At 72.4% G+C, this 26,588-nt stretch carries 18 protein-coding genes, 1 tRNA gene and 1 pseudogene; 16 read left to right on the top strand and 4 right to left on the bottom strand.

The window, feature by feature from the left end; translation table 11 throughout:
- From ACZ516_RS08695 to ACZ516_RS08675, 5 genes are all read left to right on the top strand, one after another.
- On the top strand, positions 1–1,422 hold the full coding sequence (locus ACZ516_RS08695) for an FAD-dependent oxidoreductase (RefSeq protein ID WP_361082640.1): 1,422 nt from the start codon (positions 1–3) through the stop codon (positions 1,420–1,422).
- The gene (locus ACZ516_RS08690) at positions 1,412–2,641 is read left to right on the top strand and encodes an NAD(P)/FAD-dependent oxidoreductase (RefSeq protein WP_361082523.1); all 1,230 of its coding nucleotides are present in this window, start codon (positions 1,412–1,414) and stop codon (positions 2,639–2,641) included. The genes ACZ516_RS08695 and ACZ516_RS08690 overlap by 11 nt, the downstream gene beginning before the upstream one ends.
- 187 nt (positions 2,642–2,828) lie before the next feature.
- Complete coding sequence (locus tag ACZ516_RS08685; protein ID WP_469009230.1) at positions 2,829–3,383, top strand: MarR family winged helix-turn-helix transcriptional regulator; 555 nt, start codon at positions 2,829–2,831, stop codon at positions 3,381–3,383.
- A 121-nt stretch (positions 3,384–3,504) separates the two neighbouring features.
- Positions 3,505–4,692, top strand: a complete 1,188-nt coding sequence (locus tag ACZ516_RS08680) for a thiolase family protein (protein WP_358583447.1) — start codon at positions 3,505–3,507, stop codon at positions 4,690–4,692.
- Positions 4,693–4,776: 84 nt separating this feature from the next.
- Positions 4,777–6,291 (top strand): long-chain-fatty-acid--CoA ligase, encoded by a 1,515-nt coding sequence (locus ACZ516_RS08675; protein WP_361082528.1) that lies wholly within the window; start codon positions 4,777–4,779, stop codon positions 6,289–6,291.
- Positions 6,292–6,306: 15 nt separating this feature from the next.
- Here ACZ516_RS08675 and ACZ516_RS08670 read toward each other — a convergent pair whose 3' ends face one another.
- Together ACZ516_RS08670 and ACZ516_RS08665 are read right to left on the bottom strand one after the other, a co-directional pair.
- Positions 6,307–8,373, bottom strand: a complete 2,067-nt coding sequence (locus tag ACZ516_RS08670) for an MDR family MFS transporter (protein ID WP_469009622.1) — start codon at positions 8,371–8,373, stop codon at positions 6,307–6,309.
- Positions 8,374–8,469: 96 nt separating this feature from the next.
- Positions 8,470–9,003: a DUF309 domain-containing protein gene (locus ACZ516_RS08665; RefSeq protein ID WP_361082532.1), complete on the bottom strand. Its 534-nt coding sequence runs from the start codon at positions 9,001–9,003 to the stop codon at positions 8,470–8,472.
- A gap of 107 nt (positions 9,004–9,110) precedes the next feature.
- Between ACZ516_RS08665 and ACZ516_RS08660 the strand changes: the two genes are divergently transcribed.
- Positions 9,111–9,184 (top strand) — tRNA-Pro (locus tag ACZ516_RS08660).
- A gap of 269 nt (positions 9,185–9,453) precedes the next feature.
- Here ACZ516_RS08660 and ACZ516_RS08655 read toward each other — a convergent pair.
- On the bottom strand, positions 9,454–9,711 hold the full coding sequence (locus ACZ516_RS08655; RefSeq protein ID WP_361082534.1) for a glycosyltransferase family protein: 258 nt from the start codon (positions 9,709–9,711) through the stop codon (positions 9,454–9,456).
- On the opposite strand from ACZ516_RS08655, the gene ACZ516_RS08650 reads away from it, so the two are divergent.
- The 9 genes and pseudogenes from ACZ516_RS08650 to ACZ516_RS08610 all read left to right on the top strand — a co-directional run bounded on the left by ACZ516_RS08650 (position 9,710) and on the right by ACZ516_RS08610 (position 23,132).
- The gene (locus tag ACZ516_RS08650; RefSeq protein WP_469009228.1) at positions 9,710–12,199 is read left to right on the top strand and encodes an amino acid permease; all 2,490 of its coding nucleotides are present in this window, start codon (positions 9,710–9,712) and stop codon (positions 12,197–12,199) included. The genes ACZ516_RS08655 and ACZ516_RS08650 overlap by 2 nt on opposite strands.
- A 378-nt stretch (positions 12,200–12,577) precedes the next feature.
- Positions 12,578–13,504: a hypothetical protein gene (locus ACZ516_RS08645; protein WP_361082540.1), complete on the top strand. Its 927-nt coding sequence runs from the start codon at positions 12,578–12,580 to the stop codon at positions 13,502–13,504.
- A 282-nt stretch (positions 13,505–13,786) separates the two neighbouring features.
- The gene (locus ACZ516_RS08640) at positions 13,787–14,845 is read left to right on the top strand and encodes a LacI family DNA-binding transcriptional regulator (protein ID WP_358583435.1); all 1,059 of its coding nucleotides are present in this window, start codon (positions 13,787–13,789) and stop codon (positions 14,843–14,845) included.
- A 121-nt stretch (positions 14,846–14,966) separates the two neighbouring features.
- The gene (locus ACZ516_RS08635) at positions 14,967–16,301 is read left to right on the top strand and encodes an extracellular solute-binding protein (RefSeq protein ID WP_469009226.1); all 1,335 of its coding nucleotides are present in this window, start codon (positions 14,967–14,969) and stop codon (positions 16,299–16,301) included.
- Positions 16,302–16,306: 5 nt separating this feature from the next.
- Positions 16,307–17,293, top strand: coding sequence for a carbohydrate ABC transporter permease (locus ACZ516_RS08630; protein WP_469009225.1), 987 nt, complete (start codon positions 16,307–16,309; stop codon positions 17,291–17,293).
- Positions 17,290–18,126, top strand: a complete 837-nt coding sequence (locus tag ACZ516_RS08625) for a carbohydrate ABC transporter permease (RefSeq protein ID WP_361082546.1) — start codon at positions 17,290–17,292, stop codon at positions 18,124–18,126. Before ACZ516_RS08630 ends, ACZ516_RS08625 begins: the two co-directional genes overlap by 4 nt.
- Positions 18,127–18,174: 48 nt before the next feature.
- Positions 18,175–20,409, top strand: coding sequence for a beta-glucosidase (locus ACZ516_RS08620; RefSeq protein WP_469009222.1), 2,235 nt, complete (start codon positions 18,175–18,177; stop codon positions 20,407–20,409).
- 542 nt (positions 20,410–20,951) lie between these two features.
- Positions 20,952–22,016, top strand: a pseudogene (locus ACZ516_RS08615) (glycoside hydrolase family 10 protein); the annotation flags it as partial.
- Positions 22,017–22,166: 150 nt separating this feature from the next.
- Positions 22,167–23,132 (top strand): glycoside hydrolase family 6 protein, encoded by a 966-nt coding sequence (locus tag ACZ516_RS08610; protein WP_361082551.1) that lies wholly within the window; start codon positions 22,167–22,169, stop codon positions 23,130–23,132.
- Here ACZ516_RS08610 and ACZ516_RS08605 read toward each other — a convergent pair.
- Positions 23,126–23,995, bottom strand: coding sequence for an alpha/beta fold hydrolase (locus ACZ516_RS08605; protein WP_469009220.1), 870 nt, complete (start codon positions 23,993–23,995; stop codon positions 23,126–23,128). The genes ACZ516_RS08610 and ACZ516_RS08605 overlap by 7 nt on opposite strands.
- A 218-nt stretch (positions 23,996–24,213) precedes the next feature.
- On the opposite strand from ACZ516_RS08605, the gene ACZ516_RS08600 reads away from it, so the two are divergent.
- Entirely contained in the window at positions 24,214–26,580 is a 2,367-nt protein-coding gene (locus tag ACZ516_RS08600; protein WP_469009218.1) for an FHA domain-containing protein, read from the top strand.
- The last annotated feature ends 8 nt before the right edge of the window (positions 26,581–26,588 follow it).

Raw genomic sequence — 26,588 nt, 5'->3', positions numbered from 1 at the left:
ATGCCGGAGGCGACGTACGACGTGACCGTGATCGGTGCCGGAGTCGTGGGCTGCGCCATCGCCCGCGAGCTGGCCCGCCACCGCGGCCTGCGCATCGCCCTGGTGGACGCGGCGAACGACGTCGGCGAGGGCACCTCCAAGGCGAACACGGCGATCCTGCACACCGGGTTCGACGCCGTGCCCGGCTCCCTGGAGGCCCGCCTCGTCCGCGAGGGCCGGCGGCTCCTGGCCGCGTACGCCGCCGCGTCGGGCATTCCCGTAGAGCCGGTCGGCGCCCTGCTCATCGCCTGGGACGAAGAACAACGCGCCGCGCTGCCCGCCCTGTTGCGCAAGGCGACGGACAACGGCTACGAAGCCGCGCGGATCATCGGCCCCGAGGAGGTGCGGGCCCGCGAGCCGCATCTGGGGCCCGGGGCCCTCGGCGCGCTCGACGTACCCGGCGAGAGCGTCATCTGCCCCTGGACGACCACCCTCGCCTACGCGACGCAAGCGGTGCGCGGCGGCGTCGACCTCCACCTCGACTGCCGGGTGGAGCAGATCGCCTCGACGCCGGCACGGCACGAACTGACCACGAGCCGCGGCACCCTGCGCACCCGGCACCTCGTCAACGCCGCGGGCCTGCACGCCGACGCGATCGACCGGCTGCTCGGCCACGACGACTTCACCGTCACCCCGCGCCGAGGCCAGCTCATCGTCTTCGACAAGTTCGCCCGCGGCCTGCTGCGCCACATCCTGCTGCCCGTCCCGACCGCCCTCGGCAAGGGCGTGCTGGTGGCCCCCACCGTCTACGGAAACGTCCTCCTGGGGCCCACCGCCGAGGAATTGGACGACAAGACGGCCACCGGGTCGACCGCCGAGGGTATCGCCGCCCTCCGTGAGAAGGGCCGCCGGATCCTGCCCGAACTGCTCGACGAGGAGGTCACCGCCGTCTACGCCGGACTGCGCGCCGCCACCGAGCACGACGACTACCGCATCCACGCCCACCAGGAAGAGCGCCGCGTCACGGTCGGCGGCATCCGCTCGACCGGGCTCACCGCCTCCCTGGCCATCGCGGCCCACGTCACCGAACTCCTCGCCACCACCGGCCTGGACCTGCCCCCGGCCCGCGACCTGCCGCCCGTCCGCATGCCGAACCTCGGCGAGGCCTTCCCGCGCCCCTATCAGCGCGCCGACCTCATCGCCGCCGACCCCGCGTACGGCAGCATCGTCTGCCACTGCGAGCGGGTGACGCGCGGCGAGATCCGCGACGCGCTCGCGGGCACCGTCCCGCCGGGCTCGCCGGACGGGCTGCGCCGCCGCACCAGGGCGCGCGGCGGGCGCTGCCAGGGCTTCTACTGCGGGGCCGAGGTGCGCGAACTCTTCGAGCAGGGCTTCCGGCGGGATGCCGGGAGCGGTGGGGGGCAGGGTCCGGATGAGGCGTGAACGCATCGTCGACGTGCTGGTCGTGGGGGCCGGGCCGGCCGGTCTGGCCACCGCCGTGGGCCTCGCCGGGTCGGGCGTCGGTGAGATCGAGGTGGTCGACCGGGAGCGGCGGCCGGGCGGCGCGGCGCGGCACTGCGCGCACGGCGGCTTCGGCCGCCTCGGCACGACCGGGGCGCGGTACGCCGAGCACTGGGCGGCCGCGGCCGTCGGTGTCGGCGCGGTCCTGCGGACCGGCGTGACCGTCACCGCCTGGTCGGGCCCGCTGACCGTGGACACCACCAGTCCGCACGGCCTGGAGCGGATCACTGCCCGGGCCGTCGTCCTCGCGACGGGCGCGCGCGAACGGCCGCGCGCGGCACGACTGGTGCCCGGGACCCGGCCCGACGGGGTGTTCACCACGGGGGAGTTGCAGCGAGCCGTCCACGGCCACGGCCGGCGGATCGGCACGCGGGCGGTGGTGGTCGGCGCGGAACCCGTGAGCTTCGCCGCCCTGGACACACTGCGGCGCGCTGGGGTCGAGGTCGCCGCACTCGTCACGGAGCACCCCCGCCACCAGGCATCGGGCGCCCGCGCCGCCGAGGCCCGGCTGCGGCACGGCATCCCGCTGCTCACCGACGCCGCCGTCACCGACATCCTCGGCAAGGGGCGTCTGTCGGGAGTCCGACTGCGACGCCGGGACGGTGCGACGGCGCACCTCGCCTGCGACACGGTGGTCTTCACCGGCGATTTCGTCCCCGATCACGAACTGGCCCGGCACGGCGGGCTGCCGCTCGACCCCGGCACACGCGGCCCCGCGGTCGACGGTGCCTTCCGCACCGCCGAGCGCGGCGTCTTCGCGGTCGGCAACCTCCTGCACGCCGCGGAGACCGCGCGCGTGGTGACCCGGGAGGGCATCGCCGCTTCCCTCGCGGTGTGCCGCTACCTCACGGACGGTGACTGGCCCGCGGTCTCGGTGCCGCTGCGGGTCACGGGCCCGCTCGCCTGGGTGGCCCCGAACCGGCTGGTGCCGGCGGAGGAGGCGCCGGGCGAGGGCTTCATGGTGCGGACGACGGAGTTCCTCGCCCACCCCGTGCTGACGGTCACGCAGGACGGCAGGACGCTCCACCGGGCGCGCCGCCGACGCCCGGTGACCCCGAACCGGACCTTCCGTGTGTCGGGGGAATGGACCGGGCGGGTGGACGCGCGCGGCGGCGCCGTACGGATCGACCTGGCCCCCTGAGACCTCCACGGCCTCGGCGCCTCGCCCGCCTCCGTGCCCCGCCCGCCTCCGTGCCCCGCCCGCCTCCGTGCCCCGCACCCACCCCCGTGCCCCGCACCCGGCCCCGCGACCTGCGCCCGCGTCCGCCTCCCGCGAAACAGCATAAGAAACTTACGTAAGTCGGCGAGCCGTTCTTAGAGTGGACGCCATGCCGAACGACGCACCGCACACCCCCTTGACCGGCGACCCGGACGCAGACGTGGAGATGGACGTGGACGACGGACACGCGGACGGGGAAGCAGACCTGGACGACGGACACGCGGACGGGGAAGCCGACCTGGACGTGGCGGCCTTCACCGCCGCGATCGAGGACTTCAACCGCTTCTACATCCGCCTGCCGGTCCTGGAGAAGCTGCCCTTCACCACCCTGTCCGTGCTCGACACCCTCGCGTTCGGCGGCAGCCCGCGCCGGCTGACCGAGCTGACGAAGACCGAGCAGGTCAGCCAGCCCGGCATCACGCAGCTGGTCACCCGTCTGGAGCGGGACGGCCTGGTGGAGCGCCGCCCCGACCCGAGCGACGGCCGCGCCGTCCTGGTCCACATCACCGAGGCGGGCCGGGAGATCGGCCGCTCCCGCCGCGCCGACCGCTCCCGCCACCTGCGCCCGCTGGTCGAGCGGCTCACCGACGAGGAGCGCCGGGCGATCACGGCCGCCCTGCCCGCCCTCACCCGGCTCGCGGAACTGGGGCGCGCCCAGGCGTAGGAGAGCGGGGGCGGGGCCCGGCGGCGACCCCTCTTCCCACAGCCCCCGACTCCCGCATAGACTCCAAAACTAGCAGCGCTAATTAACGCAGCGAGACCGCAAAACGATCCGGAGTCGTATCGTGCGCACCGTCCACTTCGCCGCCGCCCGCCGCACCCCCATCGGCAAACTCCGCGGCGCCCTCTCACCCGTACGCCCCGACGACCTCGCCGCGGGCGTCGTGAGCGGACTGCTCGCCGACCTGCCGCAGCTGGACCCCGCCCGCATCGACGACATCTACTGGGGCGCCGCCAACCAGGCGGGCGAGGACAACCGCAACGTCGCCCGCATGGCCGCCCTCCTCGCCGGCCTCCCGGAGTCCGTGCCCGGCGCGACCGTCAACCGGCTGTGCGCCTCCGGCCTCGAAGCCGTCACCACCGCCGCGCGCACCATCGCCGCCGGCGAGGCCGACATCGTGCTGGCGGGCGGCTCCGAGTCCATGAGCCGCGCCCCCTTCGTCCTGCCCCGCCCGGACGAGGCCCTGCCGCACCGCATGGAGACCGCCGACACCCGCCTCGGCTGGCGCCTGACCAACCCGAGGATGAAGGACCTGCACGGCGTCCTCGCCATGGGCGAGACCGCCGAGGAGGTCGCCGAGCGCCACGGCGTCTCCCGCGAACGCCAGGACGCCTTCGCCCTGCGCAGCCACCAGCGCGCCGCCGCCGCCCGCAAGGACGGCCACTTCGACGACGAACTACTCCCCGTCACCCGGCCCGACGGCGTCGTGGTCGACACGGACGAGTGCGTGCGCGAGGACACCTCGTACGAGAAGCTCAGCGGCCTCAAGCCGGTCTTCCGCAAGGGCGGCACGGTCACGGCGGGCAACGCCTCACCGATGAACGACGGCGCCGCGGGGCTCCTCCTCGTCAGCGAGGAGGCGCTCAACGACCTGGGACTCGAATCCCTCGGGCGGTACGCCGCCGGGGCCTCCGCCGGCGTGCACCCCGACGTCATGGGCCTCGGGCCGGTCCCCGCCACCCGCAAGGTGCTCGACCGCCTCGGCTGGAGCGTGGACGACCTCCAGGAGGCGGAGTTCAACGAGGCGTTCGCCGCCCAGGCCCTCGCCTGCGTCGACGCCCTCGGCATCGACCCGGAGCTGGTCAACCCCTCCGGCGGCGCCATCGCGCTCGGCCACCCCCTCGGCTGCTCCGGGGCCCGCATCCTCACCACCCTGCTGCACCGCATGCGCCGCACCGGCGCCTCGCGCGGCCTCGCCACCATGTGCGTCGGCGTGGGCCAGGGCAGCGCGCTCCTCGTCGAGCGCGACTGAGCCGGCCGGGCGCGCCGCCGGGCGCGCCCCGCCGAGCAGCAGTCCGAACCACCGAAGGCCGCACGGAAACGGAGCACCACCCCCATGGCAACGCTGTCCCTCGCCGCCGTCCTCGCCGAACCCGCCCGCCGCCACCCGGACCGCATCGCCCTGATCGAGGGGGAACGGCGCTTCACCTTCCGGGAGTTGTGGCACGAGGCCCGCGCGCAGGGCGCCGCACTGGCCGAACTGGGCGTGCGGCCGGGGGACCACGTGGCGCTGATGGCGCCCAACACCGCCGAGTTCCCGCAGGCCTACTACGCGATCCTCGCCGCCGGGGGAGTGGTCGTCCCCGTCCACCTGCTGCTCTCCGCGGAGGAGGTCGAGCACGTCCTGCGCGACAGCGGCGCGCGCCTTCTCCTGTGCCACCCCGCGCAGGCGCACACGGGAGCGGCGGCCGCCGAGGCCACCGGCGTGCGCATGCTGGAGCTGGGCGCCACCGGCGAACTGGAGGCGCTGACCCGCGCCGCCGAGCCCCTCGCCTCGTACGCCACCCGGGACGCCGACGACCCGGCCGTCATCTTCTACACCAGCGGCACCACCGGCGTCCCCAAGGGCGCCGTGCTCAGCCACTTCAACCTGGTGATGAACGCCACCGTCAGCGCCTTCGACGCCAACGACGTCCGCCCCGACGACATCGCGCTCGGCGCGCTGCCCCTCTTCCACGCCTTCGGCCAGACCGTCTCCATGAACTCCACCTGGCGGGCGGGCGCGACCCTGGTCCTGCTGCCCCGCTTCGACGCCGCGCGGGCCATCGAGCTGATGGTGGCGGAAGGGGCGAACACCTTCCACGGCGTCCCCACCATGTTCGTCGGCCTGGTGGCGGCCGCCGCCGACGCCCCCGAGCTGCCCCGGCTGCGCCTGTGCGTCTCCGGTGGCGCCTCGCTGCCCGTCGCCGTACTCGAACGCTTCGAGGAGGCCTTCGGCACGCCCGTGTACGAGGGCTACGGCCTCTCCGAGACCTCCCCGGCCGCCTCCGTCAACCAACCCGACCTCGGCACCAGGGCCGGGACCATCGGCCACCCCCTGTGGGGCGTCGACGTGGAGATAGCCCGCGCCGACGTCGACGACCGGGTCGAGCTGCTGCCCGTCGGCGAGCTCGGCGAGGTCGTGGTCCGCGGCCACAACGTCTTCTCCGGCTACCTGGGCCGCCCCGAGGCCACCGCGCAGGCGCTGGTCGACGGCTGGTTCCGCACCGGCGACCTGGGCACGAAGGACACCGAGGGCTTCCTGAGGATCGTCGACCGCAAGAAGGACGTCATCATCCGCGGCGGCTTCAACGTCTATCCACGTGAGGTCGAAGAGGTCCTCATGCGCCACCCCGACATCGCGCAGGCCGCCGTGATCGGCCTGGACCACCCCGTCCACGGCGAGGAGATCTGCGCCGTCGTCGTCCCGGCGCCCGGCGCGGCCAGGGACCCGGAGGCCATCATCACCTGGTCGAAGGACCACCTGGGCCGCCACAAGTACCCGCGCCGCCTGGAGTTCACCGACTCCCTCCCGCTCGGCCCCAGCATGAAGGTCCTCAAACGGGAACTGCGCACCCACTACAAGGCGTAGGCGGCCCTGCGGGGTTCACCGCGACGCGAACGACGCGCCCGCCGTCTCCGAGGCGAGCCCCTGCTCCAGGTCCTCCGCGAGGAGCCGCTTGGCGATCGTGTCGAGCGCCGCGGTGAGCTGCTCGTCCGGCGGCCGTCCGAGGTCCTTCTCGATCTCCTCGGCCAGCCAGGACGACCACGCCCCGGAGATGACCTCCGCCTCGCGCTCCCCGGCGGGCGTCAGGGAGAAGTACGTGCCGGTGTGGGTCAGATACCCCTCCTCGGCCATGCGGTCGAAGACCGGCACGAGCACCTCGGCCGGGATCCGGCGGCGCGCCGCGATCACGCCGAGACTGGCGTACCCCACCATCCGGGTGAAGAGCGCCACCTGCATGACCGCCCACGCGCCCGCGATGTCCAGACGCGTGTCGGAACCCTTGATGATGCCGCGCGCGGTGTCCATGCCGACCTTGCCGACGACGCCGGCCACACTCCGCTCCAGGACGTGCCCGGAGTCCCCGCTGCTGGGCTGCGCGAAGCCCTCGCCCATGTCGGGCGCGCCCATGCGGGCACTGTCGCGCAGCTCGACCTGCTTGAGGAAGAGCGCCACCAGGAACCCGACGAGCGCCACGGGGACGGTCCACAGGAAGACCGTGTGCAGGGTGTCCGCGTACGCCTCGACGACCGGCGCCGCCGCGGCGCCCGGCAGCTCGTGCACGCCCTGCGGGCTCTGCGCGGCCTTCGCGATGTCCGCCGGGTCCGCCGCGCTGCTCTCCGCGGCCGTCGCGACGCCGTTCTTCAGGTTCGGGGCGAGCGTGTTGGCGTAGATGGTGCCGAACACCGCCGTGCCGAACGAGCTGCCCAGCGTACGGAAGAACGTCACCCCGGAGGTGGCGGTGCCCAGATCGCCGTACGCGACCGTGTTCTGCACGGCGATCGTCAACACCTGCATGCACAGACCGATCCCGGCGCCGAGCACGAACATGTACAGCGACTCCAGCCACGCGCTCGTGGCGCTCCCCATGAGCGAGAGCAGATAGAGCCCGAGCGCCATCACCAGGGCGCCGACGATGGGGAAGATCCGGTACGTCCCCGTCTTGCTGACCACGTTGCCGCTGAAGACGGACGCGATGAGCAGCCCGACCACCATGGGCAGCGTCCGCACGCCCGAGATCGTGGCCGAGTCGCCGTCGACGTACTGCAGGTAGGTCGGCAGGAACGTCATCGCGCCGAGCATCGCGAAGCCCACGACGAAGCTGAGGATCGAGCAGACCGTGAAGACCGGGTTCGCGAAGAGCCGCATCGGCAGCATCGGTTCGGCGGCGCGCGTCTCGACGACGCAGAACAGCGCCAGCGCGATCAGACCCCCGACGAACAAGCCGATGATCGTGGGCGACCCCCACGCGTACTCGTTGCCGCCCCAACTCGTCGCCAGGATCAGCGCGCTCGCCCCCATCGCGACGAGGGCGATGCCCAGATAGTCGACGACCGGCCGCACCGCCGACTTCACCACCGGGATCGTGCGGGCCGCCGCGATGACCACGACGATCGCGATGGGCACGTTCACGTAGAACGCCCAGCGCCAGGTCAGATGGTCCGTGAAGAGCCCGCCGAGCAGCGGCCCGATCACCGTGGACACCCCGAACACGGCCCCGATCGCACCCTGGTACTTGCCGCGCTCGCGCAGCGGGATGACATCGGCGATCAGCGCCATGGACGTCACCATCAGCCCGCCCGCGCCGATGCCCTGCATCGCCCGCCAGGCGATGAGCAGCGTCATGTTCGTCGACAGGCCGCACAGGAACGATCCCGTGATGAAGACGACCGCCGAGACCTGGAAGACGACCTTGCGCCCGAACAGGTCGCCGAACTTGCCGACCAGGACGGTGGCGACGGTCTCCGCGAGCAGATACGACGTCACCACCCACGACATGTGTTCCGCCCCGCCCAGATCCGACACGATCGTGGGCAGCGCCGTGCCGACGATGGTCTGGTCGAGGGCGGCGAGCAGCATCCCCAGCATGATCGTCACGAAGACGACGTTGCGGCGGCGCCGGTCCAGGGCGGGCGGCGCCGCCGCCGCGGCGGCCCGCTGATCGGTCATGGTCACACGGCCACCCTCACATCGGGCCGGGGCGGCTGCATGCGGGGCCGGTCCGGTCCGGTGACACCACACGGTGTGGCCCATGGGGGGACACCTTCAGCGGGCGGTGCCCCCGCGCAGCCGAGGGGCGTGGTGGACCGCGTCCACCGGCGTCCGCGTCCGCTCCAGCAGGTCCGCGAGGGCCTCGGCCCAGCCGACGAGCCCCGCGATGTCGATCCCGTACGGCCGCTCGCGCCCGCCCGGCGCGCCGCGCCAGGACGTGACGGCCCCCGCCCCGCGCAGCAGCAGCCGCGCCCCGCCCCTGACGTTGCCGCGCGCCGAGTGGGTGAGGCCCACGGCCAACTGCGCCATCCCCTTCCACAGCTCCCGCTCGTTCGGCGGGCCGGACTTCCAGGCGTCCTCGAACACCTCGTGCGCGTGGAAGGGCCGACCCGCGTCCAGCAGGGCCTGCGCCTCGGCCACGGACTCCTCGGGGGTCCGCACGACTCCCTCGGGCTGGCGGGCCACGCCCTGAGTGCCGTAGGGCAGCGGCCGCCCGAGCCCGTCGCGGGGCCGCTGGTTGCGGGCCCGGCCCTCCTCGTCGCGGTCACGGTCGCGGTCACGGTCATCACGTCGGGGTGCGGTGCTCATACGGCGATTGTCGCGCGTACCTGACGGCGGTCACCGGGGAACGGAGCACCCGTGCGTGTGGGGTAGAGTTCTACCTGTGATCACGCGGGACACCGCAGGGAACACACCGGGACGTGGCGCAGCTTGGTAGCGCACTTGACTGGGGGTCAAGGGGTCGCAGGTTCAAATCCTGTCGTCCCGACTCGAAAGAGTCGCAGATCAGGGGCCGTTTCAGAGCAATCTGAAACGGCCCCTGATCGTTTTCCGAGCCCATCTGGGGACCAGCTCCCTCGCTGAAGATCCGGTCCCCGCTGATGTCGTGCTCGGGCCGCACCCGGGACGATCACGCGGGAGCGGGAGCGGGAGCGGGAGCGGGAGCGGGAGCGGGAGCGGGAGCGGGAGCGGGAGCGGGAGCGGGAGCGGGGGCGGGGGCGGGGGCGACCACCCCGGCCCTGCCGGCGGTGCTCGCGATCAGGAGGCCCGGCTCGCCCCGTGGTCTCCCGCGGCGCCGAGGTCGTGGCCCGTGGCGGCGCGTGCGTACGAGTACAGGGCGGCGATCACCTCGCCGCGGGTGCGGCGGGCGGCCAGGACCTCCATCTGGTAGCCGTCCTCCATGGCCACGAAGTTGGCGGCGATCAGCCGGGGCGGGTCCTGGAGGGCGAAGTGCCCCTGAGCGCGGCCGAGAGTGAGGATCTCCGCGTAGACCGCCCCTCCCCAGGAGCCCGTCATGACGACGACGCAACCGGACGAGACGGGCAAGGGCCTGCGCAGCGGCTCCGTCGGTCTCCTCGCCTCCGTCGCACTCGGCCTGTCCTCCACCGCCCCGGCGTACAGCCTCACCGTCACCCTCGGCTACGTCGCCCTGGTCGTCGGCGACCTCGCCCCGGCCGCGCTCCTCCTCGGCTTCGTGCCGATCCTGCTCACCGCCTTCGCCTTCCGCGAGCTCGACCGCGAGATGCCCGACTGCGGCACCACCTTCGTCTGGAACACCCGCGCCTTCGGCCCCAGGACCGGCTGGTTCGCCGGCGGCTGGGTACCGCAGATCGCCACCCTCATCGCCATGGCCGCGCTCGCACAGGTCAGCTCCGGCTATCTGCTCCGCCTCCTCGGCGTGGCGGAGACGGCGGACGGCGCCCTCGTCGCGGCCGTCGCCCTGCTGATCGTCGCCGCCCTCACCGTCGTCGCCCGCCGCGGCCTGCGCTTCGCGGCCGGCCTCCAGTACGTACTGCTCGGCCTCCAGCTGCTCGCCCTCCTCGGCTTCGGGGTCGCCGCCCTCGCCCGCGACGGCGCCCAGGGTCCCTCGCCGAGCTGGCTCAACCCCCTCGCGATCGACAGCTTCGGTTCCTTCACGCAGGCCGTGCTGCTCTGCCTGTTCATCTACTGGGGCTGGGACGCGCTGATCACCACCAACGAGGAGACCCGCGACAGCGATCGCGTCCCCGGCCAGGCTGCCGTGATCTCGACCCTGGTCCTGCTCGGCACCTATCTCTTCACCGCCTTCGCCGCCGTGTCCTTCGCCGGGACCGGCGCCGGGGGCACCGGCCTCGGCAACCCCGACAACGCCACCGACGTCCTCGCGTCCCTCGCCCCACCCGTCCTCGGCGACGCCCTCGCCAAGGTGATGGAACTCGCCGTGTGCGTCTCCGCCGCCTCCGCCCTGCTGACCTGCCTCGTCAGCAGCCCGCGCGGCAGTCTTTCCATGGCCGCGCACGGAGCGCTGCCCGCCGCCTTCGCCCGCGTCCACCCTCGGCACCGCACCCCCGCCTTCGGCACGGTCTTTTACGGCACGGCGACGACGGCCGTACTCCTCACCCTCTCGCTGCTCTCCGACGCATTCCTCGGCGACGCCATCCTCTGTATCGGGCTCCTCATCGCCTGCTACTACGGCACCACCGCCCTCGCCTGCGTCTGGTACTTCCGCAAGCACCTGCGCACGTCGCCGTGTGCCCTGCTTCTGCGTGGTGCCCTGCCCCTGGCGGGCGGGCTGCTCATGCTCGGCGCGTTCGTCCGCAGCGCGTACGACATGTTCGACCCCGCCTACGGCAGCACCTCCTTCCACGGCGTCGGCGGCGTCTTCCTGCTCGGCACCGGCGCGCTCGCCGCGGGAGCGCTCGCCGTCCTCACGGCTCGCGCCGCCTACCCGGCCTTCTTCCGGAACGGGCGCACGACCGTGACCACCCGCCTCGTCACCGCCGAGGCCCGGCCCCGTCCGCCGCCTCGCTACCTCGCCGCCATGCCGAAGGTGACCGTCCGACCCGCGCCACCGCCACCACGACCCGCCCCACCGCCGCCACCAAGGACTGATCCCGTGCGCACTCTCACCATCGCCGCCCTGCAGACGGCCCCCGTCCCGTACGACCTCGAAGCGACCTGGCAGCGTTACGCCGACCAGGTCCGCGCCACGCGGTCCCTCTTTCCGCACGTGCAGCTCGTCGTCGTACCCGAACTGCTGCTCGCCGCCGAGGGACCGCTGCTCGGCCCCACCCCCGAAGGCTGGATGGAGCGGACCGCCGAGCCGATACCGGGCCCGACCACCGACCGGGTGCGCGCGCTCGCGCGGGAGACCGGCCTCTGGCTGATCCCGGGCAGCCTCTTCGAGCGCGGCGAGGACGACCAGATCTACAACACCGCCGTCACCGTCTCGCCGGAGGGCGAGGTCGTCGCCCGCTACCGCAAGGTCTTCCCCTGGCAGCCGTACGAGAAGACGGCCCCCGGCGACGAGTTCACGGTCTTCGACCTCCCCGGCGCCGGCCGGATCGGACTCGCGATCTGCTACGACGGCTCCTTCCCCGAGACCGTCCGCCAACTCGCCTGGTTCGGAGCCGAGATCATCATCCAGCCCACCCTCACCACCACCCGCGACCGGGAGATGGAACTGGTCTGCGCCCGCGCCAACGCATGGACCAACCAGGTGTACGTCGTCAACGTCAACGCCTCCGACCCGGCCGGCGTCGGCGCCAGCGCGATCGTCGACCCCGAGGGGATCGTCCGCCAGCAGGCGGGCACGGACGAGGAGATCCTCGTCGACGTCCTGGACCTGGACACCGTCACTCGGGTACGTGAGCAGGGCTCGGCCGGCCTGAACCGCCCCTGGAACCAACTCGCCCGCTACGGCGAGCGGATCCACCTCCCCATGTACGGCGGCACCTTCCGCACCCCGGAGTGGTCCCAGAACCAGCTTCCGGGCCAGGCCACTTCGTTTGGATCACCTCGCTGACCAGCGGATCAGCAAGCACAGAACAACCGCCGCGATCAGCTGAGCAACAGGTGCCCGTAGTCGGCCAGCACGCGTCAGAAATTCAAGGAATGGGCGGGCCGTGCGGCCGTATAAGCTACTACCGGCCAAAGGGTAATTTCGGATGAGTTTGTGTACGGCGAATAGGGGATTGCCCTCTCGGGCGAATATCGGCGATTATTGCACTCCCCGTTTACCGCACATATCGAAAATTGCGTGTCTTATGGAGGTGGGCCGGTATCCAGTCCGGCTCCCTCAGTGGCATGCGGCATGAGAACTCCAGGGAACGACTGTTCCTGGGCGATTTCGCATCAGTTCGCTGCAGCGCCCCGCTCCACCCGATCCAGAGGAAACACCCTCATGAACAGGAAACAGACCGCAGCCCTTCTCGCCCTGCCGACGCTCTTCGCCGGCGCGACGCTCTTCGTCGGTACTCCGGCGGGTGCTTCCGCTCTCGCCTGCACCGCCGGTACCGCCGGCATCGCCGGCGCCAACGGCACCGACGTCCACCCCAACGGCTATCCCGGAACCGCGGGCGGCCCCGCGACCGGGACCGGGGACTGCGCCGGCGGGGCCGGGGGGCCGGGCGGCAACGGAGTCCTGAACGGGGTCGGCGGTGCCGGAGGTAATGGCGGTGCCGGCCTGGGCGGCGGTTCCGGCGGTGCGGGTGCCGTCGGCGGCAACGCCGGGTCCAACGGCGCCACGGGCGGCAATGGCGGCACCGGTGCCATCGGCGGTCTGAACGGTTCCGGCGGCGCGGGCGGAGCCGGCGGCAACGGCACTCACACCGGCGCGGGCGGCCTCGGCGGCGCAGGTGGCGCTTCCGGCGCCAACGCCGGCGCAGGTGGCCGGGGTGGCCTCGGCGGCGTCGGAGGCTCGGACGGCGGCCTGGGCGGCAACGCGGGCAACGGCGGCATCGGCCACGGCGGTGGCGGGGGCGGCAACGGCGGTGCCGGCGGCATCAACGGCTTCGGCAACGGCGGCAAGGGCGGTCAGGCCGGCAACGGCGGCAACGGCAGCCCCGGCGGCGCCTACCCGGGCGGTGCCGCGGGCATCGGCGGCGCCGGTGGCCTGAGCTCCGGAGGCGTCAACAACTTCGGCGGCAAGGGCGGCAACGGCGGCAACGGCGGCGCGAAGTCGGGCGCCAGCAGTGACGGTTCCTGTGGGATCGGCGGCGCCGGCGGCAACGCCACCGGGGGCTACCTCTTCCACGGCGGCACCGGCGGGATCGGCGGGACCTTCGGCTCCGGCAGCCCCTGCGCGAACGGTGCCAACGGAACACCGTGATCCACCCTGCCGGGGCCCCGCACGATCCTTGTGCGGGGCCCCGGTGCGGCCCCACAAGGCGCCGGCCGGTCGGGACGCCGAGCGGTGACCCGCCGCCCTGGCCCGGCGTCAGGATTCGTCCGCTGACCCAGACCGACTCTTCCTGCCGAACCCCCTCGCACCAGCCGGCTCCGCCGCGCTCACGTCGGACAACTCTCCCGGCGGGGCGCGGCCGTCGGCATGTCTTACGGTTTCCGGAAGGCGCCCGGAGTTTCCGGGCGGACAGCTACGGAGGTGGGGCCGGTGGCCGGGGAAAGCGCTCAGCGCAAGGCGGGCACGCGCAGCCCGGACGGGGCGGTGAAGGTGACGATCGCCGAGATCGCGCGGGAGGCGGGGGTGTCCGTGCCGACCGTCTCGCGCGTCGTCAACGGGCGCTCGGACGTCTCGTCCGCGACCCGCGCCCGCATCGAGGACCTGCTGCACCGGCACGGCTACCGGCGGCGGCCGGCCGCGCCCGGAGCCCGGGCGGCCCTGCTCGACCTGGTCTTCAACGACCTGGACAGCCCGTGGGCCGTCGAGATCATCCGGGGCGTGGAGGAGGTCGCGCACGAGGCGGGCGTCGGCACGGTCGTCTCCGCGATCCATGACCGGGCGGGCGCCGCACGGCAGTGGATGACCAATCTCCGGGCCCGCGCCTCCGACGGGGTGATTCTCGTGACGTCGGTGCTCGCACCGGGGCACCACGACGAACTGCGCCGCCTGGGAGTGCCGTTGGTGGTGATCGACCCGGCGGGGTCCCCCGTCGGCGAGGCGCCGACCGTCGGCGCCACGAACTGGGCGGGCGGCATGGCCGCGACCGAGCATCTGCTCCAGCTCGGGCACCGGCGCGTCGGGTTCATCCAGGGCCCGCCGCGGCTGCTGTGCTCACGGGCCCGGCTCGACGGCTACCGGGCCGCGCTCGACGTGGCCGGGGTGGCCGTCGACGACGCGCTCGTGGTCCCCGGCGACTTCTACCACGAATCCGGATTCACCGGCGCGGGACGGCTGTTGGACCTCGACGAACCGCCGACCGCCCTCTTCGCCGCGAGCGATCAGATGGCGCTCGGTGCCATCGAGGCGCTGCGCCGGCGCGGCCTTCGGGTGCCCCAGGACATGAGCGTCGTCGGCTTCGACGACCTGCCCGAAGTGCGCTGGTCCTCGCCGCCCCTCACGACGGTCCGGCAACCTCTCTCCGACATGGGCAAACTGGCGGCGCGGATGCTGCTCGACCTGGCGCGCGGCATCGAGCCGGCGTCGCCGCGGGTGGAACTGGCGACCGAGCTGGTGGTCCGCGCGAGCACCGCCCCGCCGCGCGGCGTCTGAGGGACCGCCACTCAGGGGGCGTCAACGGCCGATTCTGTCCGGGCCGTTGACGCCCCCGACGTATGCCCGTAACTTCCATGGCCATCTCGATAATTCTCGGAACTCTTCCGGAAGGTGCGCCATGCCAGCCTTCGACCGAGCCGCCACGTCCGCGTCCGGCACCGTGTCCTCAGCTCTCTCCCGCCGCCGGTTCATGGGGGCCGCGTCGGCGGCGGGACTGGGTGCGGCGGGCCTCAGCGCCTGCTCGGACGGCGGCTCCACGACCACGGACAGCCAGGGCCGGACCGTCGTGGAGTGGTGGAACATCCAGACCACGCAGCCGTCGAAGACCGTCTGGCCCGAGCGGGCCAAGGCGTTCGAGGCCGAGCATCCCGACGTCCGGGTCAAGCTCGTCACCATGGAGAACGACGCCTACAAGTCGAAGATGACGGCGCTGACCAGTTCCGGAAAACTGCCGGACATCTACCACACCTGGGGCGGTGGTGTGCTGGAGCAGCAGGTCGACGCGGGCCTCGTCGAGGATCTGACCCCCTCGATCCGGCCCTGGGCGGACACGCTCCTGTCGGCCTCACTGGAGCCGTACCGGATCGGCGGCAAGACGTACGCCGTGCCCTTCGAGATCGGGGCGGTGGGCTTCTGGTACAACAAGGCGCTGTTCACCAGGGCCGGCATCAAGACGCCGCCCGCCACCTGGGCCGACTTCCTCGACGCGGTCAAGAAGCTGAAGGGTGCCGGTATCACCCCCATCGCCCTCGCGGGCAAGGAGAAGTGGCCCGGCATGTACTACTGGGCGTACCTGTCCCTGCGGATCGCCGGCGTCGACGGCATGCGGAAGGCCGCTGCCGCCGAGGACTTCACCGGCGGCGACTTCGTCAGCGCGGGGGAGCACCTCAGGCAACTCGTCGCGCTCCAGCCGTTCCAGAAGGGCCACCTCGGGGCCGCCTACTCCACGCCCAACGGCGAGGCGGCCACCATGGGCAACGGCAGGGCGGCGATGGAGCTGATGGGCCAGTGGGCGCCCGTCGCCCAGGCCGACGCGGGCAAGGGCATCGGCAAGGACCTCGGCTTCTTCCCGTTCCCCGAGGTCGCCGGCGGCAAGGGCGCCCGCACCGACGTCTTCGGCGGGGGAGGGGGCTACGCGGTACGCAAGGGGGCACCCAAGGCGGCCGTCGACTTCCTGAAGTTCTTCATGACCGCCGAGTCCGACCGCGTCCTCGTGAAGGAGGCCTCGATCATGCCGGTCGTCAAGGACGCGATGAGCGCCCTGACCGACCACAATCTCCGGCTCGTCTCCGAGACCGTCGACAGGGCGACCGGCTTCCAGCTCTACCTCGACCAGGCCTACCCGCCCGCCGTCGGCCAGGAGATCAACGACTCGGTGGCCGCCCTGATCGCCGGGTCCAAGTCGCCCGAGCAGGCGGCCCGTTCGATCACCCAGGTCGCGAAGAGCCAGTGACCGACATGACCTCCACGCCCGTGAAGGACCGCGCGCCCGCCGCCCCACCGCGGCGACCGGTCACCAGGGTGCGCCGGCCACCGGCCCGGCGGGCCGCCGACTGGCTGACCGCCTTCAGCTTCACCCTGCCCGCCCTGCTCCTGTTCGGCGCGCTGGTGCTCGCCCCGATCCTGTACGCCCTGTACGTCAGCCTCTTCAACTGGGGTGGTTTCGGCGCCCCTTCGGACTACGTCGGCCTCGACAACTACCGTCGGCTCAGCCACGACCCGGTCTTCCTCGGCGACCTGTGGCGCGGCCTGCTGCTCGTGCTGTTCTCGGTGTGCGTACAGCTGCCGTTCGCCCTCGGCATGGCCGTCCTGCTCAACCAGAAACTGCGCGGCAGGGCCCTGTACCGGACCCTGTTCTTCGCCCCCTACGTCCTGTCCGAGGTCATCACCGGCGTCCTCTTCTCCATGATCTTCGCGCCGGACGACGGGCTCGCCGACAAGGTGCTCGACCCGGTCGGCCTCGACGGCCTCGGCGGGCTGTGGTTCGCCGACCAGGACCATGTGCTGGCGACCCTGTTCCTCGTCATGACATGGAAGTACTTCGGCTTCCACATGATGCTGTACCTGGCCGGACTCCAGCAGATCCCCGCCGAACTGCACGAGGCGGCCCGCATCGACGGCGCGAGCCCCTGGCAGCGCTTCCGGCACATCACCCTGCCGCTGCTCGGACCGACCGTCCGCATCAGCGTCTTCCTGTCCGTGATCGGCGCGGTCCAGCTCTTCGACCTGGTGTGGGTTCTCACGCAGGGCGGCCCCGACCACCACTCCGAGACCCTGGCCGTGACCATGTTCCAGTTCGGCTTCAAGCGCTACCAGATCGGCTACGCCAGCGCGATCAGCATCGCCATGTTCCTCATCAGCCTTGTCTTCGCCCTCGTCTACCAGCGCTCGGTGCTGCGCCGTGACACCGAAGGAGCCCTCACGACCATGCGAGCCTCCCGATGAGCGCGGGCGCGCGCCGCTCGCTGCGCTCCGCGCCGTTGTACGTGCTGCTGTGGCTGGTCGGTGCCGTCATGGTCACGCCGCTGCTGTACGCGTTCGTGTCCGGGTTCAAGTCCACCGACCAGCTGTCCCGGAACACGTTCGGCCTGCCCTCGCCGTGGGTGACGTCCAACTACACCGACATACTCGCCTCCGGCTCGTTCTGGCGCATGCTGGGCGCCTCCACGCTGATCGCCGTCGGCACGACCGTGCTGACGGTGGGTGCCGCGGCCCTCGCCGCCTTCGCGCTCGCCCGTTTCGCCTTCCGTGGCCGGGAGTTGCTGTTCACCCTCTTCACCGTGGGGTTGATGTTCCCGTTCGCGGTGGCGATCCTGCCGCTGTTCGTGCTGCTGCGCACGTTCGGGCTGCTCGACAACCCCTGGGGCGTGATCCTGCCGCAGGCCGCGTTCGGCCTGCCCATGACCATCGTCATCCTGCGCGGCTTCTTCCGGGAGATCCCCGGCGAACTGGAGGAGGCCGCGACCCTCGACGGCTGCTCGGCGTTCGGCTTCTTCTGGCGGATCCTGCTGCCCATGGCGCGGCCCGCGCTCGGCACCGTCTCCATCCTCGCCATCGTCGGCAGCTGGAACAACTTCCTGCTCCCGCTCCTGGTGTTCAGCGAGCAGACCTGGTGGACGATCCCCATCGGCGTCCAGCAGTTCCAGGGTCAGTACGGCGCCGACATCGCCCGCGTCTTCGCCTATCTCGTCCTCGCCATGGTGCCCGCCCTCGCCTTCTACGCCGTCGCCGAACGGCAGTTGATCGGGGGCATCACCACGGGCGCCACCAAGGGCTGAGCGCCCAGGCACCAATGCCTCCGTCCGAGACCGCACTTGAGGAGTCCCATGGTCGAGCCCTGGCAGGACACCACCCTGCCCGCACCCGTCCGGGCGGCGGACCTGCTTGCCCGGATGACCGCCGAGGAGAAGACCGCCCAGTTGTGCAGCGTATGGATCGGCGCCGAGCACGCCGACGACGCGGCCAGTGACGTCGCCCCCGGCCAGCACACCTATGCGGCCCGCAGTGCCGCTCTCGACGCCCTGCTGCCCTATGGCCTCGGCCATCTCACCCGGCCCTTCGGCACCGTGCCCGTCGAACCCGCCGAGGGCGCCGCCCGCCTCGCCGAACTCCAGCGCGTGATCCGCTCCGGAAACCGTTTCGCCCTGCCCGCGATCGCCCACGAGGAGTGCCTGACCGGGTTCACCGCCTGGCGGGCCACCGTCTTCCCCACCCCCCTGGCCTGGGGTGCCACCTTCGACCCCGCGCTGATCACCGAGATGGCGCGGGGCATCGGCGCGTCGATGCGCTCCGTCGGCGTCCACCAGGGGCTCGCCCCGGTCCTTGACGTCGTACGGGACCCACGCTGGGGCCGGACCGAGGAGGCGATCGGCGAGGATCCGTACCTCGTCGGCACCATCGGCACCGCCTATGTGCGGGGCCTGGAGTCGGCCGGGATCGTCGCCACGCTCAAGCACTTCGCCGGGTACGCGGCCTCGCGCGGCGCCCGCAACCACGCGCCCGCCTCGCTCGGCCCGAGGGAGCTCGCGGACGTGGTCCTGCCGCCGTTCGAGATGGCCATACGCGACGGCGGCGCCCGCTCCGTGATGCCCGCCTACAACGACATCGACGGCCTGCCCGCCCATGCCCACGTCGAGCTGCTGACCCAACTCCTGCGCGAGCAGTGGCAGTTCACCGGAACGGTCGTCTCGGACTACTACGGCGTCTCCCTCCTCGAAGAGGCGCACCGGATCGCCGACGGGGAGCGCCACGCCGCACGGCTCGCCCTCGCCGCCGGCGTCGACGTGGAGCTGCCGGCGGCCCGCTGCTTCGACCCCGCCGACCCGCTCCCCGAGGACCTGCTCGACCGGGCCGCGCTGCGCGTCCTCACGCAGAAGTGCGAGCTGGGGCTGCTCGACCCCGACCGGGAGCCGGCCAGGGACGATGCGGCGCCCCTCGACCTGAACCCCCCGAACCTGCGGGAGGTGGCGCGGAAGGCCGCCGAGGAGTCGGTCGTCCTGCTCGCCAACGACTCCGGGGCGCTGCCGCTGGGGGACGGGCTGCGCGTCGCCGTCGTCGGACCGCTCGCGGACGAGCAGGCCGCCATGCTCGGCTGCTACACGTTCCCCCGGCACGTCGGCGTGCACCATCCCGAACTGCCGATGGGCGTCGAGGTGCCGACGCTCGCCGAGGCGTTGCGCGTCGAGTTCCCGCACGCCGTGTTCGTCGACGATCCGGCGGCGGCCGACATCTGCCTGGCCGTGGTCGGGGACCGGTCGGGTCTGTTCGGGCGCGGCTCGTCGGGTGAGGGCTGTGACGCCGAGGACCTGCAACTGCCGTACGAGCAGGGCCGACTGCTGGACGAGGTGATGGCCTGTGGCCCGCCGGTCGTCATCGTCGTCCTCAGCGGGAGACCGTACGCGCTCGGTCGCTGGGCCGAGCGGGCCGCCGCCGTGGTCCAGGCGTTCTTCCCCGGGCAGGAAGGCGGCGGCGCCGTCGCGGGCGTCCTCTCCGGCCGGGTCGGCCCCTCCGGGCGCCTGCCCATCGGGGTGCCGCGCAACCCGGGGGGCCAGCCGGCGCCGTACCTCGCTCCTCCGCTCGGGCGGCACGGCTTCCCCAGTACCGTGGACCCGACACCCCTGTACCCGTTCGGGCACGGGCTGTCGTACACCACGTTCAACTGGGACCAACCGGTGTGCGACACCACGGAGTTCGCCACCGGCGGCGAGACCGTGCTGCGGCTGACCGTCCGCAACACCGGTGAGCGCCCCGGAACCGAAGTCGTGCAGCTCTATCTGCACGACCCGGTCGGCACCGTCGCCCGCCCCGAGGTCCGGCTCGTCGGCTACGCCCGGGTGCCGCTGGAGGCGGGAGCGTCGGCCGAGGTCCACGCCACGTTCCCCGCCGACCTCGCCGCGTACACCGGCGCCGACGGCCGCCGCGTCGTCGAACCCGGCGCCCTCGAACTCCACGTCGCCGCCTCCAGCGCCCATGTCCACCACACCGTGCCGCTCACCCTCACCGGGCCGGTCCGCGAGGTGGGACACGAGCGCCGGACGTGGTGCGAGATGCGCGTCAAGTAGATGCGCGTCAAGTAATCGGAAGGGCGCCTTGGAGGGGGAGAGGGCGGCCCGGGGCAGCGGAAGGCGGCGAACCGAGAGATTTCGCGTGCCGATCCGGAAGTATCGGAACGGCGGGCCTTCCTCATCCGCGTGGCAGCGCCCTGGAGTGGCTTGACCAGGGGCGCTGTCCGCGCCATCCGGTCCGCCGCCCTGCGCTGACAACCAGTTCCCGCCCAGCGAAAGTTTCGGACCCGACGTCGAATCTTACGAGAGGTATTGACGGCGTTCGGCGGCCCTCTATCATCCAGAATGCTCGATAAACCGACCCACGTTCGATATGCCGAACGGGTCAGCCGCACCACAGGGACCGGGCAGGGCACCTCCGGGCAACTCGACCATCCATGGCCGTCCGTGGAAGGGGAACCCCATCGATGCGTATGTCATGGACGCCTCAAAGCGCCTCCCGTCGGCACGCCCTGGCGGCCACCGGCGGCCCGCCCGCCGATGCCCTGCCGGTACCCACCCGCACCTGTCACTTCGCACCCGACCGTACGAGGAGAACCATGAATCGACTGAAGCGGCTCGGCCATCGCCGGGCCTCCGTGTCGGCCCTGGTGGCCGTGGCGGCCCTGACGCTCACCGGGACCGCCACCGCCGCGCCCGACGCGACGTCCCAGGCGTCCACCCTCGGCGCTCAAGCCGCCCAGTCCGGGCGGTACTTCGGGGCCGCGGTGGCCGCCGGGAGGCTCGGGGACGGCACGTACACCGGCATCCTGGGCCGTGAGTTCAACAGCGTGACGCCGGAGAACGAGATGAAGTGGGACGCCACGGAACCGTCCCGCGGGTCGTTCAACTTCGGCGCCGCCGACCAGATCGTCAACGGCGCCAGTTCCCACGGTCAGCGCGTGCGCGGCCACACGCTCGTCTGGCACTCCCAACTGCCCGGCTGGGTCGGCTCCATCAGGGACGCGAACACCCTGCGCGGTGTGATGAACAACCACATCACCACCGTGATGAACCGCTACAAGGGCCGGATCCACTCCTGGGACGTGGTCAACGAGGCCTTCGCCGACGGCCCCAGCGGCCAGCTCCGCAGCTCGGTCTTCCGGGACGTGCTCGGCGGCGGCTTCATCGAGCAGGCGTTCCGGACCGCCCGGTCCACCGACCCGGCGGCCAAGCTCTGCTACAACGACTACAACATCGAGAACTGGAACGACGCCAAGACCCAGGGCGTCTACCGCATGGTGCGCGACTTCAAGGCACGGGGCGTACCCATCGACTGCGTGGGCCTCCAGGCCCACTTCGGCGCCGGGGGCCCGCCCGCCAGTTTCCAGACGACGCTGGCGAACTTCGCCGCCCTCGGCGTGGATGTCCAGATCACCGAGCTGGACATCGCGCAGGCATCACCGACCGCGTACGCGAACACGGTCAGGGCCTGCATGAACGTCGCACGGTGCACCGGCATCACCGTCTGGGGCATCCGCGACAGCGACTCCTGGCGCAGTGGGGAGAACCCGCTGCTGTTTGACCGCAATGGCAACAAGAAGCCGGCGTACAACGCGGTGCTGACGACGCTGGGCGGCACCCCCGCCACCCGCGGGGCCCGTGACCGGGTGGCGCACACCCCGTAACGCCCGCACCTCCACGCGTCACTGCCGGACCGCGTGTCCGGCACCCGCCCCAACGGGGGAGCGCCACTCATCGAACCCTACCCATGGGAGCGCTCCCCCGACCCTCCGCCCTTCCTCGACACCCCCTCAGAAAACCGAGGTACTCTGATGCGCCGCAGACTGCTCGCCCTGCTGGCAGCGCTCTCGTCCCTGCCGCTGGCGCTCACCGCCGCACCGGCCGCGCACGCGGCCGACCCGACGACCCTGACCAGCGGGTTCTACGTGGACCCCGACTCGAGCGCGAAGCGGTGGGTCGCCGCCAACCCCGGCGACGGCCGGGCGCCCGCGATCAACGCGTCCCTCGCCAACACCCCGATGGCCCGCTGGTTCGGCTCCTGGAGCGGCCCCATCGGCACCGCCGCCGGCGCGTACGTGGGCGCCGCGGACGCCCGGGACAAGCTGCCCCTCCTCGTCGCCTACAACATCTACAACCGCGACTACTGCGGCGGGCACTCCGCGGGCGGAGCCGCCTCGCCGTCCGCCTACGCGACCTGGATCGCCCAGTTCGCGGGGGGCATCGGCAGCCGCCCGGCCGTCGTCGTCCTCGAACCGGACTCCCTCGGGGACTACGACTGCATGACCCAGGCCCAGATCGACGAACGCGAGGGCATGCTCACCGGCGCGCTCGCCGAGTTCAACCGCCGGGCGCCCCACACCTGGGTCTACCTCGACGCCGGCAACCCGGGCTGGGTGAGCGCGTCGACCATGGCCCGGCGCCTCCACGAAGCCGGCCTCCAGCAGGCCCACGGCTTCTCCCTCAACGTCTCCAACTACCTGACCACGGCCGAGAACACCGCCTACGGCAACGCCGTCAAGCGCGAACTCAGCACCCGGTACGGCTACACCAAGCCGTTCGTGGTGGACACCAGCCGCAACGGCAACGGCTCCAACGGCCAGTGGTGCAACCCCTCGGGCCGCCGTATCGGCACCCCCACCCAACTGGGCGGAGGCGCCGAGATGCTCCTGTGGATCAAGGCTCCGGGCGAGTCCGACGGCAACTGCGGCGTCGGAACCGGCTCCACGGCCGGGCAGTTCCTCCCCGAGGTCGCCTACAAGATGATCTACGGCTACTGATCCGGGGACCCTTGCCCGAGGGTGAGCATCGCCTCGGCGATCTCACCGGCCGCCGCCCCGGGGAGTGCGGTGGCGGCCTCCTCGAGCACGAGCAGCCGTGCCCCGGGGATCTCGCGCGCGATCGCCTCGCCGTTGCCGACGGGGAAGAACGGGTCGCGGCGGCCGTGGACGACGAGCGTGGGGACGTCGATCCCGGGCAGGCGCTCGCGCCAGCGGGGGGCGCAGTCGAGCCGGGAGAACACCATGCCCAGCTGGTTGGCCCTCTGGACCGGGGGCGTGGTGCCCGGCGTGCGGTCCCAGACGCGCGCGGCGATCTCGCGCGCGGCGGCGGGGTCGTCGCCCCGGATCTCCGCGCCGGCGGCGGCGAACTCCGCGACCGCCTCGCGGTCGGTCCAGTCCGGCTGCGGGCGGGCGAACAGCCGGTTCATCGTCGCCCGGTCGTGGTCGGGGAGGTCGGCGTCGGGCGGGCCGGGGGCCACCGCGCGGGTGCCGACCAGCGTGAGCGCCGAGAATGCGGCCGGATGGTCGAGTACGGCCACCTGGGCGACCATCCCCCCGACGCCGATTCCCGCGAGGTGCGCGGGCCGTACGCCGAGCGCGCCGGCGAGGGCCGCCGCGTCGGCGGCGAGGTCGCGCAGGGTGTAGGCGGGCGCCTGCGGGTCCGCGGTGGTCGACTCCCCGCTGTCGCGCAGGTCGTAGCGCACCACGCGCCGGCCGCCGGCGGCGAGGCGTTCGCACAGCGCGTCGGGCCAGGAAAGCATCGTCGGCCCGCCCGCGAGCAGGACGAGGGGCGCGTCGACGTCACCGAACGACTCGACGCCGAGGGCGACCCCATGGGCGTGGACCGTGGTCACCGTGGTCATCGGATCTCCGGGAGTACGTCGTCGTAGGGTGGCCGCGTCGCGCGGTCGAGGTCGGGCGCGGCAGCCACCTCAAGGGTGCGAGTCATACCCGGGCAGACCCGATCCACTGCCCGAACTCATCGCCCGCGCGCTGATCGCCCTCGTACTCGCCCGCCCGGTGGAGGCCCGGTGGCGGCGACCCCCAGGCGGAGATCAGGGCGAATGGGTAGAATTCTGGCATGGGGAAGCGGCCTGTGGCGCCGACTGCGCCCGAACTCGTGCTGGAGACCGACACCGGCTCCACGGTGATGAGTCCGAGCCGGGACTATCACGTGGGGCGCGACCCGCTGAGCGACATCGTCTTCGACGACGCCCGCGTCTCGTGGCATCACGCCGTCCTCCACGCCGAGCTCGATCACTGGACCATCGAGGACGAGCACAGCACCAACGGAACGTACGCCGACGGGCGGCGCGTCGCGGAGGGGGACATCGGGCCGGGCAGCGTCATCCGCTTCGGCAGCGTCACCGACGGCCCGCGCGCGGTGGTCGTCGGCCGCACCCCGCCCGAGCCCCGCGCCGCCGAACGCCCCTCCTCCGTCAGCACGCCCTCGGCCACCGGCACCTTCCGGCAGCCGACGACCGTGCGCCCGCTGCCCACCCGCACCGTCCGCATCGGCCGCGCGGACGACAACGACGTGGTCATCGACGACCTGGTCGTCTCCCGCCGGCATGCCGAACTGCGGGTCCTCCCGGACGGTACGTACGAGATCGTCGACCTCGGCAGCCACAACGGCACCTACCTCAACGGCCAGCCCGTGGACCGGGCCCCTCTCGCACCGGGGGACATCGTCGGCGTCGGCCACCGCGCGTACTGCCTCGTCGGCGACCAGCTCCAGGAGTACGTCGACACCGGCGAGGTGTCCCTCGACGTCCAGGGCCTGACGGTGACCGTCGACCGGGGCCGCAAGACACTCCTCGACCAGGTCTCGTTCCCCGTCGGCGAGAAGTGCCTGCTGGCCGTCGTCGGACCCAGCGGCGCGGGGAAGTCCACCCTGCTCAACGCCCTCACCGGGCTGCGCCCCGCGGACGGCGGCACCGTCCTCTACGACGGCCGCGACCTCTACCGCGACTACGCGGAGCTGCGCCAGCGCATCGGCCTCGTACCGCAGGACGACATCCTGCACGCCCAGCTGACCGTGCGCCGCGCCCTCGGCTACGCCGCCGAACTCCGCTTCCCCCAGGACACCGAGCGGGCGGAACGCCGGGCCAGAGTCGACGAGGTCATCCGCGAACTCGGCCTGGAACAACGCGCTGACCAGCCCATCCACAGCCTCTCCGGCGGCCAGCGCAAACGCGTGAGCGTCGCACTCGAACTGCTCACCAAGCCCTCACTGCTCTTCCTCGACGAGCCCACGTCCGGGCTCGACCCCGGCATGGACCGCTCCGTGATGCACATGCTGCGCGGCCTCGCCGACGACGGCCGCACGGTCATCGTCGTCACGCACAGCGTGCTCAGCCTCGACGTGTGCGACCGGCTCCTCGTCCTCGCCGCGGGCGGGAAGATCGCCTACTACGGGCCGCCGCGGGACGCGCTGCCGTTCTTCGGTTTCCCGCAGTGGCCGGAGGCGTTCGAGGCCTTCGAAAGCGACCGCGACCGGGACTGGGCACGGGACTACCACCTCTCTCCGCTCCACCAGCGCTACATCGTCAACTCTTCCGCGCAGCCGTACCCGATGTCCCTCCCGCAGGACGGCGCGGCCCCGCCCGGCTCCTTCGCGCCGCCGCCGAAACCGCAGAGCTGGGGATCCCAACTGCGCACGCTGGTGCGGCGGTACGCGGCCGCGCTCGGCGCGGACCGCACGTTCCTCGCCATCATGATCGCCCTGCCGTTCGTGATGGGCGCCATGGCCCGTGCGCTCGCCGGAAGCCGGCTCACGCAGGAGACGGCTATGAACGCGCTGCTCATCCTCTGCGTCGGCGGAGTCCTGACCGGTGCCGCCAACGCGGTGCGCGAACTGGTCAAGGAACGCGTCATCTACCGGCGGGAACGGGCGGTGGGGCTCTCCAGATCGGCGTACCTCATGTCCAAGGTCGTCGTCCTCGGCACGGTCACGGTGCTCCAGGCCGTCGTACTGACCCTCGTGGCGCTCCTCGGCGTCGACCTCAACGCGCCCGGCGGCAAAGGGGTGTTGCTGCCACCGCTGGTGGAAGTCACCCTCGCCGTGGCCCTGTTGGCGCTCACCGCCATGATGCTCGGCCTGCTCGTATCGGCACTGGTGCGCAAGGAAGAGGTGACGATGCCGCTGCTCGTGTTCCTCGCCATCGTCCAGGTCGTCTTCTGCGGCGCGCTCCTCAAACTGAACGGCGTGCCCGGCGTCGAGCAACTGGCGTGGCTCGTGCCCTCGCGCTGGGCGCTGGGCGCCATGGCGGGCACCATCGGCCTCGGCAGGATCGTCCCGGGCGAGTTGACCGCCGACCCGCTGTTCCGGCACTCCGCGGGCGTCTGGCTGCTCAACATGGGCATGCTGGTGGTCCTTTCGGTCGTCTTCGGATACGTGGTCGCCAGGCTGCTGCGCCGCCATGAACCCGCCGTAATGCGGAAGTAGGAGCACCG

The organism is Streptomyces sp. NPDC034037, assembly GCF_055575715.1.
The sequence above is the reverse complement of the archived record's forward strand: the minus strand, read 5'-3'. Positions and strand labels throughout refer to the sequence as shown.